The organism is Neobacillus sp. B4I6 (assembly GCF_050434045.1).
Classification (GTDB): Bacteria; Bacillota; Bacilli; order Bacillales; family Cytobacillaceae; genus Neobacillus.
Window position 1 is genome coordinate 15,524 of record NZ_JBNPWB010000002.1, and the last position, 13,736, is coordinate 29,259.

10 protein-coding genes are annotated in these 13,736 nt (G+C 36.7%); all 10 read left to right on the top strand.

The window, feature by feature from the left end:
- Positions 1-182 precede the first annotated feature (182 nt).
- The 10 genes from manA (at position 183) to araD (ending at position 13,733) form a co-directional block, all read left to right on the top strand.
- A complete protein-coding gene (gene manA / locus QF028_RS01940) occupies positions 183-1,130 on the top strand; it encodes a mannose-6-phosphate isomerase, class I (RefSeq protein WP_429472153.1) in 948 nt (315 codons plus the stop codon).
- 161 nt (positions 1,131-1,291) lie between these two features.
- Positions 1,292-3,103, top strand: a complete 1,812-nt coding sequence (locus QF028_RS01945; RefSeq protein ID WP_429463772.1) for a sensor histidine kinase — start codon at positions 1,292-1,294, stop codon at positions 3,101-3,103.
- The gene (locus QF028_RS01950) at positions 3,103-4,176 is read left to right on the top strand and encodes a response regulator transcription factor (RefSeq protein ID WP_429463774.1); all 1,074 of its coding nucleotides are present in this window, start codon (positions 3,103-3,105) and stop codon (positions 4,174-4,176) included. The genes QF028_RS01945 and QF028_RS01950 overlap by 1 nt, the downstream gene beginning before the upstream one ends.
- Before the next feature lie 101 nt (positions 4,177-4,277).
- The gene (locus QF028_RS01955; RefSeq protein ID WP_429463775.1) at positions 4,278-5,555 is read left to right on the top strand and encodes an ABC transporter substrate-binding protein; all 1,278 of its coding nucleotides are present in this window, start codon (positions 4,278-4,280) and stop codon (positions 5,553-5,555) included.
- 114 nt (positions 5,556-5,669) lie between these two features.
- Entirely contained in the window at positions 5,670-6,599 is a 930-nt protein-coding gene (locus tag QF028_RS01960) for a carbohydrate ABC transporter permease (RefSeq protein WP_215015170.1), read from the top strand.
- Positions 6,596-7,420, top strand: coding sequence for a carbohydrate ABC transporter permease (locus QF028_RS01965; protein WP_098930746.1), 825 nt, complete (start codon positions 6,596-6,598; stop codon positions 7,418-7,420). Before QF028_RS01960 ends, QF028_RS01965 begins: the two co-directional genes overlap by 4 nt.
- A 235-nt stretch (positions 7,421-7,655) precedes the next feature.
- The gene (locus tag QF028_RS01970; RefSeq protein ID WP_429463777.1) at positions 7,656-9,692 is read left to right on the top strand and encodes a beta-galactosidase; all 2,037 of its coding nucleotides are present in this window, start codon (positions 7,656-7,658) and stop codon (positions 9,690-9,692) included.
- On the top strand, positions 9,689-11,017 hold the full coding sequence (locus QF028_RS01975; RefSeq protein WP_429463779.1) for a glycoside hydrolase family 30 protein: 1,329 nt from the start codon (positions 9,689-9,691) through the stop codon (positions 11,015-11,017). The genes QF028_RS01970 and QF028_RS01975 overlap by 4 nt, the downstream gene beginning before the upstream one ends.
- A 332-nt stretch (positions 11,018-11,349) precedes the next feature.
- Positions 11,350-13,044, top strand: a complete 1,695-nt coding sequence (gene araB / locus QF028_RS01980) for a ribulokinase (RefSeq protein ID WP_429463781.1) — start codon at positions 11,350-11,352, stop codon at positions 13,042-13,044.
- Complete coding sequence (gene araD, locus QF028_RS01985; RefSeq protein WP_429463782.1) at positions 13,038-13,733, top strand: L-ribulose-5-phosphate 4-epimerase; 696 nt, start codon at positions 13,038-13,040, stop codon at positions 13,731-13,733. The genes araB and araD overlap by 7 nt, the downstream gene beginning before the upstream one ends.
- Positions 13,734-13,736 lie beyond the last annotated feature (3 nt).

Consider the following 13,736-nt stretch of genomic DNA (forward strand, 5'->3'; position numbering starts at 1 on the left):
TGTAGTCTGTTTATTTTATCAAAATTTCCAGTGATTACTCAAACTATGCAATCCTTGGATGAATGCTGTAATTAGAAATTATTAAGGAAACAGCCGGTAATTAATAGCTTTCCATAAAAAAATGATTATGATAAATTTGAAAGGGGAAAATTCCAATAGACATATGAACTACGGAGGGAATTATATTGCAGCCATTATTTTTAAAACCCGTTTTTAAAGAACGAATTTGGGGTGGAAACGCCTTACAAAAAGAATTTGGTTACTCGATACCAAACGATAAAACAGGGGAATGCTGGGCAATTTCTGCACATCCAAACGGTCCATCGATGATTGGAAATGGACCATTTGCTGGAAAAACTCTGGACGTACTTTGGAAAGAACAACCTGAACTTTTTGGAAATCCAACGGAAGACGTTTTCCCTCTATTAACAAAAATATTGGATGCGAACATGGATTTATCCGTTCAAGTTCATCCAGATGATACCTATGCAAAAATCCATGAGAACGGTGAACTTGGGAAAACAGAATGCTGGTATATCATTGATTGTAAAGAGGATGCGGACATGATTTTTGGCCATAACGCCAAGACAAAAGAAGAATTGATCCAGCAAACGAAGGAAGGGCGATGGGAGGGTTTACTTCGCAGGGTTAAAATTAAGCCAGGCGATTTCTTCTATGTACCAAGTGGAACCATCCACGCCTTGTGTGAAGGAACCCTGGTATTAGAAACACAACAAAGCTCGGATACCACCTACCGCGTCTATGATTATGACCGCAAAGATGCAGAAGGAAATTTACGTGATCTTCACTTGGAAAAAGCAATTGATGTGACTACTGTTCCACATCAAGGAAACGTAACTGTTCCTAAAATAGAAACAAAGGATAATGTAACCATTACAACTTATGTAGAATCTGATTTCTTCTCAGTATTTAAGTGGGATGTGAATGGAAAGGCAACGTTTAATCCCCATGATGATTACTTACTTCTTAGTATGATAAAGGGCGAAGGCACACTTGTTCATCAAGGGGAAGCCTATCAATTGGACAAGGGCACCCACCTTATTATCCCGGTTGGATTTGGGGGATTCGAGATAGCTGGAGATTGCCAATTAATTGTTTCACATGCATAAAAAAAGACAGAAGGAGCATTAAGTTTGAAGCTCCTTCTGTCTTTCTTTGTTTGGTACACCTAGTATTAAAATACTTTTGACAAACCCCTATTTGAAAGTTAAGTTGGTATATAAAATAATATAAAATAAGTTATAAATTTATTGAAAAGGAAAGAAAATGAATGCTGAAATTGATGAAGGCGCTAAATACTTTTTGGATGTACATACATCAAAATCTTTTTCGTAAAATAGCAAGTAATATACGCTATAAACTAATGACCCTGATGCTTGCTGTCATGATTTTACCATTACTAATACTAATTGTATTTTCTATAAATGTTTCGCAAAGTAATTATGAAAAAGAAGTAGTGAATTCAAACGAGGCTAGAATCAATTTAGCAGGTAAATATTTGGATGAAAAGTTAACAGAAAGTGACAATATTTTGTTTGGAAGTTTAATAGATGAAAAATTAATACCAAGTATTAGTCAGATTAATGATGAAAATATTCCTTTAAATTTTAGTACGCTGGCTTATATCCAGGATAAGTTATTTTCTATTTACTATGGGAATAAACATGTGAATGCTGTTTCGATATATGCCAAAGAAAGCCAGACAGTCTACTCCGTAAAAGAGGCAGATTTTAAAGTATCCAAGATTAATCAACTAAATGGGACTACCTGGAGTAATTTAGGGGTTCGTCCGAATTATAGTTTTGAAAGCAAACTGCTGAATCAAGGTTTTTCCCTTACAAGAAGTATCATAAGATTTGAGAATCGAGAAATTGTTGGTGGAATATCTCTAGAAATGAATTGGAATGTAATCGATAGTGTCATTGAGATGCTGGAATCAGAACGGGAAAGCTCCGTTTTTGTGATAGACCATCAGGGGCATATTCTTTACAATCCTAATCAAGGTAAAAAAACATCTGTTGATTTTCAAAAAATCATCAAACAAATGAATGATAGTAACAAAAATATCTCCTATCTAAAAATAAACAGAGGGTATGTTTTTTTTAAGAAGGCTTTCAACAATAAAGTGGCCATTGTAAAGGTGGTTCCTGAAAGTATGCTTTTGAATGGAGTCACGAAAACGCTTATCGTTGGAATAATTATTAGTGCTCTTTCGATTCTGCTTACGGTTATTTTATCGATTGTTATATCAGTAAGAACGACAAAGCCGATCATTCAGTTAGTACATGCTATGAATGAAGTAGGAGAAAACAACCTTGATGTTAGTATTGAAACAGAACGTATCGATGAAATTGGATTGCTCGAAAAACGATTTTCATCAATGGTTTATCGAATCAATGAGTTAATTAATAAAGAGTACAAAAGTGAGATAGAAACACGAAACGCGCAGTTTATGGCATTGCAGGCACAGATTAATCCTCACTTTTTATACAACACGCTTCAACTGGTAGGCGGAATGGCAGTGACTCATAAAGCCAATGAGATTTATTCGGTTATAAGTGCATTGAGTGATATGTTTCGTTATATAACAGGAAAGCAAGGAAACATGGTTTTAATTGACCGTGAGATAGAACATATTAAAAATTACCTATATATTCAGAACATGCGTTTTGAGGGGAAGGTACAGACTGATTTATACATTGAAGAAGGTACAGAGGGTTACACGATTCCAATGTTAACGATTCAGCCAATAGTAGAGAATGTTTTTAATCATGGATTTGAACAAAAAAAGGGATTATGGAAACTGTCGATTGATGTTCAAAAAGTTTTTGACGATATTGAAATTACCATTACAGATAACGGTGTTGGAATTCCTGAGGAGAAATTAGATGACCTTATGGAGCAAATTAAAAGGAGCACTCATTCTTTAAATACAACAGGAAGTATTGGTATTAAAAACGTTGATGCAAGGATCCGGTTGTATTTCGGTAATGATTACGGTCTTGATATTTCAAGTACCGTCGGAAAAGGAACAATAGTGGTAATTAGGATTCCCGTTAAGATAGCTATGGAGGGTAATTAATGATTAAAATATTAATTGTTGACGATGAAAAATGGACAAGAGAAACGATTAAGCAATTTGGAAAATGGGATCAATATGGTATAGAAATAATTGGGGAAGCTGGAGATGGACAAGAGGGATTAAGGTTAATTGAACAAATTTCCCCTGATATTGTCATCACGGATATGAAGATGCCTGGAGTTGACGGTATGGAGCTGCTTCAAATCATGGCAGATCGTTTCCCACAGATACAGCTTATTGTGGCAAGTGGGTATGACGATTTTAATTTTATGCGTCAGGCAATCCGTTCGAGGGTTAATGAATATTTACTGAAACCAATCAATCAAGATGAATTAAATCTAGCGCTAGAAAAGTGTATCAACGAAATTAAAAGTTCTTCACAGACACAATTTTATAAGCCAATATCTTTTTCTAGCAAAGATATCTCCGCCTTAATTATGGAATACAAAAAAACAATTACCTCATTTTTGCAAGAATTAAATATTGACGGCTTTGAAAATGTCATTCACCGTTATTTTAATGAATTTAAAAAAGTGACTGGGGTTGACAGCAATGTAATTGCAAAGATTGAGCATGAATTTATTCTTACTTTAGAAGAACTAATGATAAAAAATAATTTTAATGTTCACGAGGTTTTTGAAAATAATGGGGAGCTAAATAGTGAATTTGACCTTTCCCTTGATAGAGTTATGAAGAAACAACTGGATTTAGGAAAACGCTATATCGAGTATATGATTGATATAAATAAGCGGAAGAGCAAGTTAAACTTGGAGGAAATTAAAGAATATATAGAACGGAACTTTGCCGATATCGATATATCTTTAGAGGTCTTAGCTAATAAGTTTTTTGTTAGTAAAGAATACTTGAGTAAAACATTTAAAAATGTATATGGATGCAATATTACCGAATTTATCGTCAGCCGTCGTATGGAATATGCAAAAAAATTACTACAAGGTAAGGAGTTTCAAATCAAGAGTATTGCCCAGTTGGTTGGTTATGAAGATATCTCTTACTTTTATCGGGTCTTCAAGAAATATTTCAAAACTTCACCAGGTGAAATGAGACAAGGTTAAAAAAGTCCAAATGTAAGCGTTAATATTTTCAATATTTAAATTCTAGAGGGGCGATTAATATAAAAGTATGCTTTAAATATTATTCAGGGGGGTCACAAAAAATGAAGAAAGCGTTATCATCTTTGCTAATCTTTATTCTAGCTATCGGTTTGTTAGCAGGTTGTAATTCTAAGGAAACAGCTTCTGACGAAAATGGATCAAAGGCCGAAAAAAATGTTGAACTGAAAGTATTTATTGGACAACCACGTTTTAAGCAGCAGTATCAAACATACTTGGATCAATTTGTAGCCAAAGAGAAAAAGGAAAAAGGTATTAATGTAGAAATCAAATTGGAATTACCAAGTGTTAATCAGGCAGCACAATTATTAAAAACCAGGATGGCATCTGGTGATAGCCCTGACGTATTTGCTCTGCATGCAATCAATGATATACCTATTTACGATAAAGCAGGTTATCTTGAGGATTTATCAAATGAACCTTTCGTAGACAAAGTGTTTGATACGGTCAAACCAGCGATAACAAGTAATGGTAAGGTTGTAGCGGTTCCTTTGGAGACACTTCAATGGGGATATCTTTACAACAAGAAAATCTTTAAAGACTTAAATATAAAATTACCACAAACATATTCGGAAATGGAGCAAGTTGTTAAAACGCTAAAGCAAAAAAATGTAACTCCATTTTTGTTAACTTATAAAGATGCGTATATTCCTCAATTATTTTTACCGCTAGCAGTAGGTGCAGCTCAAGCGAAGGACAATCCTGACTTTATTAAGGAAATGAATGAAGGAAAAGGCTCTTTCTCCGCGTTAAAAGATATGTTTAAAATTATGGATTTATCTAACGCTAATGGCACAAAACGTGCCTTTGAGAACGGACAAGATCAAGGAGCGGCAGACTTTGCTAACGGTAAAGCTGCGATGTGGATCCAAGGTCCATGGATGGCAGATTCGATTTTAAAAACAAACAAGGACTTTGAATTTGGCGTTGCTCCACTTCCAGTCAATGATGATTCAGCAACGACACAAATAAACCTTTCTACATCAACATCTCTTGCAGTATCAAAAATGAGCAAACATAAAGATGTAGCGAAGGATTTAATCAATTATATTTTGGATGATAAAGATTCTAGTGAATTTTATAAAAGCCTTGGGTTTAATGCTGTCTCTAGCAAACATACCTTTGAACCATTTCCTTGGTTAAAGGATTCAACTGAATATGTATCTCAAGGAAAGGCTTACCAAGATCCTCCGATTCCGATTGCTGTAAAAGACGAGTCACAGAAATTACTACAAAGTTATTTTGCAGGGGATGCATCTCAGAAGGATGTCATCAAAGGCTTGGACCGTGCTTGGGACCAATTCAACCAAAATAATAAGTAAATTTTAAATTCAGTGAATGATAAAGGCAGCTTACAGCTGTCTTTATCATTATCCAAAACAACAATGTCAGTGAGGTGTTAGGTAATGTCGCAGTTAAATAAGCAAAGCGGTGAAATGGTTATTGAACAAGTACAATCTAAAGTAAGCTCTAAAAGTGGTTTAAATCTAAAAAAACATAAAGGTTCTATTAGTTTAATCCTATTTGTTCTACCTGCATTTCTTTTTTATTCTATATTCTTGTTGATTCCAATGATTGGAGCGGGATTCTATAGTTTTACAGATTGGACTGCTCTATCTCAAACCTATAACTTTGTTGGAATAAGCAATTATATAGAAGCTTTTAAAGATGACCCTGCATTTCGCCATTCTTTTTTCTTTACTTTAAAATATACAGCGTTCATGTTTGTTTTTCAGAACGTGATTGCGTTGCTTCTAGCTCTATTTATTGAAACTAGAGTTAGAACAAAAGGCTTTTTTCGAACCATTTTCTTTATGCCTAATATGTTGAGTTTAATTATTAGTGCATTCATGTTTTCATTTATTTTTACCAACGTCCTACCGGAATTATCCAAAAAGGCTGTATTATCATTTCTTGATCAGGGATGGATTGGTGATGCCAACGTTTCCTTCTACTCCATTCTTATCGTGTCCTTATGGCATGGGATTGGCTATATGATGGTTATCTATATGGCTGCGCTTCAAGGAGTTCCGCAACACCTAAAAGAGGCTGCTATGATTGATGGTGCAAATCCAATTCAAAGACTTTTCCACGTGACGATTCCGATGATCATGCATGCAATAACAATTTGCGCTTTCTTAACATTAAATGGTGCATTTAAAGTTTTTGATGTAGTTTATGCACTTACTGCAGGCGGGCCTGGAAGATCGACACAGGTTATGGCGCTGAATATTTATGAAGAAGCCTTTTCCAATAATTTTAGATATGGTTATGCGAATGCTAAAGCGATGATTCTTTTCTTGATTGTTTTGGTCATCACGCTAATTCAAGTAAAAGTGTTGAAAAAGAAAGAGGTGGAAGCATAATGCAAAAGAAACTGGTTTCTATTGGTACAACTTTAGTTTTGGCAATTTTTGCGGCGATTTCATTTTTTCCAATATACATGGCTGTCATCAATTCATTTAAATCACAAGGGGAGATTTTTACATCTGTTATGAAGCTCCCTACAAAATTACATTTTGAAAATTATACAGGAATATTCGAAGAGTTAGATTTATTCAATAGTGCTTGGAATACCATAATTGTTACCGTTATCGGGCTGGCAGGAATTGTTATTTGCGGTTCATTAGCTGGATATAAACTAGCAAGAACAAAGGGTAAATTAAGCAATTTCTTGTTTACCTTATTCCTAGCATCAATGCTTGTTCCATTTCACTCCATAATGATCACGCTAACAAAAGTAGCAAAGGGGTTGTCCGTACAGGGATCCACATTCGGATTGGGCCTTATTTATATTGGCCTCGGGGTTAACATGGCGATATTTCTATATCATGGATTTGTTAAAACGATTCCGAAAGAACTTGAGGAAGCAGCAAGAATTGATGGTTGCAACGACTTCCAAATATTCACAAAAATTATATTTCCTCTTTTAAAACCGATTACTGCAACCATCCTTATTTTAGATGTCCTATGGTTATGGAACGATTTCTTATTGCCAATGATTATGCTTACCGATGTAAATAATTATACATTAATGTTATCGGTAAACATGTTATTCGGTCAATATAACAGTGATTGGCCAAAAATTCTATCCGGGCTTATTATCACGGCCCTTCCTGTCATCGTCTTTTACGCCATATTCCAAAAATACATTCTTAAAGGAATAGCCGATGGAGCAATTAAATAGCTGGGTTAATGCTAAATGTTGATTTTACACACTCTGTTGATTGGAGCGGAATGCGCGAGACTCCTGCGGGAGTACGGGGCAGGGGAGACCCCACAGGCGCTTTGAGCCGAGGAGGCTCCCCGGGACGCCCGCGGAAAGCGAAGCGCATGGAGCGGAAATCAACAGACAAGTTTAACAGAGCCATATAAATTAATAAAGCAAATGATTAATAGATTAACTGGAAGGGGTTTACCTAATGCAACAATTGTTATACGGGGTAGCATATTACAATGAATACATGCCATACGACCGTTTAGATAAAGATATTCAGATGATGAAGGATGCTGGAATCAATGTAGTTCGGATTGCCGAATCGACCTGGAGTACCCATGAACCACAAAACGGGGTTTTCGATTTTACATCAGTGGATCGGGTACTTGATGCGATGCACAATGCTGGAATCAAGGTTATTGTGGGAACACCAACCTATGCTGTTCCCACCTGGATGGTCAAGGAACACCCAGATGTGTTAGCGGTAACCCCAAATGGACCAGGCCGATATGGCGCTCGCCAGATTATGGATATTACCAATCCTAGCTATCTTTTTTATTCAGAAAGAATCATCCGAAAGTTGATTGGTCATGTAAAAGATCATCCTGCGGTAATTGGTTACCAAACTGATAATGAAACGAAGCATTATAATACAGCAGGACCGAATGTCCAACTATTATTCGTAAAATATATGAAGGAAAAATTCAAGACAATTGAAAGTCTAAATGAGAAATTTGGTCTCGATTATTGGAGCAACCGGATAAACAGCTGGGAGGACTTTCCCTCCGTTGTTGGAACTATTAATGGCAGCCTTGGATCGGAGTTTTCTAAGTTTCAACGAAAGCTAGTCACTGATTTCCTTAGCTGGCAAGTATCCATTGTTAATGAATATAAGCATTCCAGTCAGTTTGTCACACAAAATTTTGACTTTGAATGGAGAGGATACTCCTACGGAATCCAACCGAATGTAGACCACTTTGAAGCTTCAAGAGCCTTCGATATAACCGGAGTGGATATTTACCATCCTTCACAAGACGATCTAACAGGAGTTGAAATTTCTTTTGGAGGCGATGTTGCCAGATCCACAAAGGGAAAGAATTATTTAGTAATAGAAACTGAGGCTCAAGCTTTTACTAACTGGACTCCATACCCTGGTCAACTAAGATTGCAGGCATTTAGTCATCTTGCTTCTGGGGCAAATATGGTAGCCTACTGGCATTGGCATTCCATCCATAACTCTTTTGAAACATATTGGAAAGGTTTATTAAGTCATGATTTTGAACCCAATCCTGTATACAATGAAGCGAAGACAATTGGAAAGGATTTCGAAAGACTTTCTCCTCATCTAGTTAACTTAAAGAAAAAAAATAAAGTTGCGATTCTAGTTAGCAATGAGTCGTTAACCGCCTTAAATTGGTTTAAATTTAATCAATCAACCTCTAAAAACTACAATGACATTGTTCGACTGATGTATGATGAGTTATACAAATTGAATATTGGCTGCGATTTTTTGAATCCAACTAGTGAAAATCTTGGGGACTATTCGATGTTAGTGGTACCCGCATTGTATACTGCTTCCAATAATCTATTAGAACGATTAAACGAATTTGTTAAAAACGGCGGACATATTGTTTATACCTTTAAGAGTGGTTTTACGGATGAAAATGTTAAGGTAAGAACTTCACATCAACCAGGCATCATAAATGAAGCTTGTGGTATTTATTACAATATGTTTGTTGAGCCGAAAAATGTTTCACTAAGAAATGATCCTTTTCAGGTAGGCGAAGAAAATAATTTTGTGGAAACATGGATGGAGCTAATTACGCCAACAACCGCAGAGGTTCTTGCTTACTATGACCACCTACAATGGGGTAAATATGCTGCCATCACTGAAAATCAATACGGTATGGGTAGTACAACCTACATTGGTTGTATACCAAGTGCAGTCATTATGAAAAAAGTACTTGAACAGGCTGTTAAAAAGGCTGGCTTATGGGGAGTAAACCAAGATTTAGCCTTTCCATTAATCATTAAATCTGGAATCAATCAAAATGGCAAGATGCTTCATTATTACTTTAATTATTCTGATGAAACGAAAGTCTTTAAGTATCCCCATAACGAAGGTTTGGAACTGTTGACAGAAAGAGCAGTGAATATAGGTCAAACAATGGATTTAGAACCTTGGGGAGTTATCATTATCGAGGAAGACCAAGAGGCGGAAGAAAGGAAACTACTAAAATGAATAACAAGCAAATACATTGGTTTTCAACAACAAAGCTAGGTGGTTGGAAAGAGACGACGGTTTTTCAAACCGAATCAGGTTCACTCAATTTGACCTTGACGGATCAGATTGGACGGACTATAGATGGTTTTGGCGGCTGCTTTAATGAATTGGGACTTACCGCTCTCCAACATTTGACAGAAGAAGACAGAAATAAAGTGTATGATGCATTGTTTGATCCAAATGGTGAATGTAAGTTCGAAATCTGCAGGCTTCCAATTGGGGCAAGTGACTACGCACTAGAATGGTATAGTCACAACGAAGTAGATAATGATTATCATATGGAGCATTTTAATATCGAAAGGGATCAACAGTATTTGATTCCATTTATAAAAGAAGCGTTGAAACGTAATCCTAACATGAAATTGTTCGCATCCCCATGGAGCCCTCCAACATGGATGAAGTTCCCTAAAGCATACAACTATGGAAAACTGCGCTGGGAAAAGGAAGTTTTGGAGGCGTATGCTTTATACTTTGTAAAGTTTGTAGAGGCTTACAAACAAGAGGGTATTAAGATTGACCAAATCCATGTCCAAAACGAAGTGGTTGCTGATCAGAAATTTCCTTCATGTGTTTGGACCGGCGAGCAGCTTCGTGAATTCATTTCTGATTATTTAGGTCCAGCTTTTGAACGACATGGACTAGACACGGAAATATGGCTAGGAACCATTAATGGAATTGTCAATGAATTATTTCAAAAATCAGCATCTGATTATGATCAACTGGCAAATTCGGTCCTAAGTGACCCTGAGGCTTATAAATACATTAAAGGTGTCGGCTATCAATGGGCAGGAAAGTATGCCATACAACAAACGGTACAGAGCTATCCAGAACTACGTTACATGCAGACAGAAAATGAATGTGGAGATGGAAAAAACACGTGGGAATATGCTCAATACGTCTATAATTTGTTTCGACATTACTTCGTGAATGGTGCAAACTCTTATGTTTATTGGAACATGGTCTTGGAACCGTTTGGCCGAAGCACTTGGGGATGGGAACAAAATTCTATGATTACCGTAGATCCTGAAACAAAGGAAGTCATTTGTAATCCAGAGTTTTATGTGATGAAGCATTTCTCTCATTTTATTAAACCTGGTGCGGTTAGGATTGAAACAAATGGTCCATGGACTGGAAATGCAGTTGCATTTAGAAATCCGGATGGCTCAAGAATAGTTGTTATTTCAAATCCGTTTGAAAATCAACGTGAACTTTGTATCGGAGAAGGAATTGAAAGATATAAAGTTACATTAGAACCTTCTTCATTTAATACATTCGTATTTTAAGTGAAAAAACACCCTATTATGATTTCAGAAATTGATCAAATAGGGTGTTTTTTTTATTTTATATTCTCTTCAAAATTTAATAACTTTTTTCAAGAAATAATGAATTAATTACAAAATAGCATTGAAAAAAATCAGATAGGTGGTAAAATTTAATTAAAGTTATACGTACAAGTGAGGGAATTTCAGATATCTTGTAAGGATCAATAATAAGGATTTCAAGTTTCTTATTTTAAACCTGTACGCATAAAAATGAAAAATAGAATTATATTTTTATAGAATTAATTAAATAGAAACTAGTTTTGTAAACGTATTCTAAAGGACAGGTGAATTTAATGGCTATGTATACGATAGGAGTAGATTATGGAACGCAATCAGGAAGAGCTGTGCTTGTTGAGGTTGGGAGCGGTAAAGAAGTAGCCACTGCTGTAAAAGATTATACTCATGGGGTAATGGATGAGTTTTTACCTGATGGGATCACGAAGTTAGAACATGACTGGGCTTTGCAGCATCCGAATGATTATCTTGAAGTATTACAGGTTACTATTCCAGAAGTATTAAAGAAAGCGGAAATTTCTGCTGATGATGTAATCGGCTTAGGGATTGACTTTACTGCTTGTACGGTCCTCCCAATTGATGAATATGGAACACCATTGTGTTTCAATGCGGAATTTAGGAACCACCCTCACAGCTATGTAAAGCTTTGGAAACATCATGCAGCTCAAGATGAAGCGAATCGCTTAAATGAAATTGCTGAAGCGCGCGGAGAAAAGTTTTTACAGCGTTATGGCGGAAAGATTTCTTCTGAATGGATGCTGCCAAAAGTATGGCAGATTTTAAATGAAGCACCTGAAATTTATGAAGCAGCTGACCAAATATTAGAGGCGACAGATTGGGTTATTTCTGAGTTGACAGGAGAAATAAATCGAAACAGTTGTACAGCTGGATACAAAGCTATCTGGCATAAACAAGAGGGATACCCATCCAATGAATTTTTCAAGGCGCTTGATCCACGTTTGGAAAATGTAGTCGAAGAAAAACTATCAACTAAGATTGTCCCAATTGGGTCTAAAGCAGGGGAAATTACTATAAAAGCGGCAAAGTTAACAGGTTTGAATCCAGGTACAGCAGTAGCTGTCGCTAATGTTGACGCTCACGTTGCCGTCCCAGCAGTAGGTATTACTGAGCCAGGTAAATTGTTAATGATTATGGGAACCTCAACTTGTCATATCTTGCTAGGTGAAGAAGAAAAGATTGTTCCGGGTATGTGTGGTGTGGTTGAGGATGGTGTAATCCCTGGATTTATGGGGTATGAAGCAGGTCAATCATGTGTAGGCGACCATTTCGAATGGTTTACCGAAAACTGTGTCCCTGCAAGCTACCATGAAGAAGCAGAAGAAAAAGGAGTAAACATCCATCACCTATTAACAGAAAAAGCAAATCAATTACAAGTTGGTGAAAGCGGCCTCCTCGCGTTAGATTGGTGGAACGGTAACCGCTCTACTCTTGTTGACGCGGATCTTACAGGTGTTCTCCTAGGTGCGACTCTTTTAACAAAGCCAGAGGAAATCTATCGTACATTAATTGAAGCAACAGCCTACGGTACACGAATGATTGTTGAAACTTTCCGCAACAATGGAGTTCCAGTAAATGAGGTTTATGCTGCTGGAGGAATTGCTGAGAAAAATGCGATGATGATGCAAATTTATTCGGATGTATTAAATATGGATATTAAGATTTCTGCTTCTTCACAAACACCTGCTCTTGGATCAGCGATGTTTGGTGCAGTTGCAGCAGGAAAAGACCGCGGCGGTTACGACAGCATTACAGATGCTGCCAAAGATATGGGCAGTGTAAAAGATTACATCTACCAGCCAATTAAAGCTAATGCAAAAGTGTATGATCAACTTTTCAACGAATATGCCCGCCTTTATGATTATTTTGGCAGAGGTGAAAACAATGTCATGAAAACCTTGAAAAAGATTAAAAAAGAAAGCTCCTTGGAAAAAAGGGAGGAAACTGTATGTTAGAACGATTAAAAAAAGAGGTTTTAGCAGCTAACTTGCAGCTGCCAGAACATGGGTTGGTAACTTTTACTTGGGGTAATGTAAGTGGGATTGATCGTGAGCAAGGTCTTGTTGTTATTAAGCCAAGTGGTGTTCCTTACGAAGAGTTGAAAATAGATGATCTCGTTGTTTTAGATTTAAATGGAAGAATCATAGAGGGAACATTAAGACCTTCTTCTGATACTCCAACTCATCTTGCGCTATACCGGGCTTTTAGTCAAATTGGCGGAATTGTTCATACTCATTCACCATGGGCTACAAGCTGGGCTCAGGCAGGGCAAGCAATTCCTGCACTTGGAACGACGCATGCTGATTACTTTTATGGGGCAATTCCTTGTACACGTACCTTGACCCAAGAGGAAATTGAACGTGGATACGAACTTGAAACAGGTAATGTAATTATTGAAACCTTTGAAAAAGAAGGACTTGACCCGGTATCTATGCCTGGAGTTTTATTATCAGGCCATGCTCCTTTTAGCTGGGGGGAAAATGCAAGCCAAGCTGTTCACAATGCTGTGGTTCTAGAGGAAGTAGCTAAAATGGCGTTAAACACGTTCCAGCTTAACCCACAAATGAAACCTATTGACCAATTTCTGCTAGATAAACACTATCTTCGCAAGCATGGTGTGAATGCCTATTACGGCCAAAAGTAGGTA

What these genes read in the sequence shown, in the direction of transcription:
- QF028_RS01945 (WP_429463772.1), top strand. Translation starts at nt 1,292, where the DNA reads ATGCTGAAATTGATGAAGGCGCTAAATACTTTTTGGATGTACATACAT.
- QF028_RS01950 (WP_429463774.1), top strand. Translation starts at nt 3,103, where the DNA reads ATGATTAAAATATTAATTGTTGACGATGAAAAATGGACAAGAGAAACG.
- QF028_RS01955 (WP_429463775.1), top strand. Translation starts at nt 4,278, where the DNA reads ATGAAGAAAGCGTTATCATCTTTGCTAATCTTTATTCTAGCTATCGGT.
- QF028_RS01960 (WP_215015170.1), top strand. Translation starts at nt 5,670, where the DNA reads ATGGTTATTGAACAAGTACAATCTAAAGTAAGCTCTAAAAGTGGTTTA.
- QF028_RS01970 (WP_429463777.1), top strand. Translation starts at nt 7,656, where the DNA reads ATGCAACAATTGTTATACGGGGTAGCATATTACAATGAATACATGCCA.
- QF028_RS01975 (WP_429463779.1), top strand. Translation starts at nt 9,689, where the DNA reads ATGAATAACAAGCAAATACATTGGTTTTCAACAACAAAGCTAGGTGGT.
- araB (WP_429463781.1), top strand. Translation starts at nt 11,350, where the DNA reads ATGGCTATGTATACGATAGGAGTAGATTATGGAACGCAATCAGGAAGA.
- araD (WP_429463782.1), top strand. Translation starts at nt 13,038, where the DNA reads ATGTTAGAACGATTAAAAAAAGAGGTTTTAGCAGCTAACTTGCAGCTG.